This window comes from Heliobacterium mobile, from assembly GCF_009720735.1.
GTDB classification, from domain to species: Bacteria; Bacillota; Desulfitobacteriia; order Heliobacteriales; family Heliobacteriaceae; genus Heliobacterium; species Heliobacterium mobile.
The window spans coordinates 1-555 of sequence record NZ_WNKU01000131.1 but is presented as its reverse complement, the minus strand read 5'-3'; the positions used below and the strand labels follow the sequence as shown (position 1 = coordinate 555).

General features: G+C 49.5%; 1 rRNA gene. It reads right to left on the bottom strand.

Going from position 1 to position 555, the window contains the following annotated elements:
* A 23S ribosomal RNA gene (locus tag GJ688_RS20125) occupies positions 1-264 on the bottom strand; the annotation flags it as partial.
* Between the last annotated feature and the right edge of the window lie 291 nt (positions 265-555).

The following is a 555-nucleotide window of genomic DNA, read 5'->3' as shown; positions in this document are numbered from 1 at the left end:
TTCCCCGTTCGCTCGCCGCTACTGGGGGAATCTCGCTTGATTTCTTTTCCTCCGGGTACTTAGATGTTTCAGTTCCCCGGGTTGGCTTCGCTGACCTATGGATTCAGTCAGCGATGTCCGGATATGACTCCGGACGGGTTGCCCCATTCGGGTATCTACGGGTCTACGCCTGCTTGCGGCTCTCCGTAGCTTTTCGCAGCTGTCCGCGCCCTTCTTCGCCTCTCAGCGCCTAGGCATCCACCGTATGCCCTTACTAACTTGACCTTATTTTCTAATGAATGATCGCTTCGTCTATCTTACTTACCGCGGTGAATCATAATTGCAGTGAGACACTTCGTCAAAAGACTATGGTGTCGATACTGTAATAGGACCTCACCGTTGAGTATGAAAGCTTGACGCATTGATCATCATTGCTTTGCGCTTTACTTTACCTCTGTGAAGTTTTCAAGGAACAATCTGAGGTCCGTCCGGCTCAGCGCCGGAATTCAGAGTTTACTACACTCAGTTGAGCTTTTCAACCGGTAAGTTTCTCCAGTCCCTCAAAATCAAACAGTT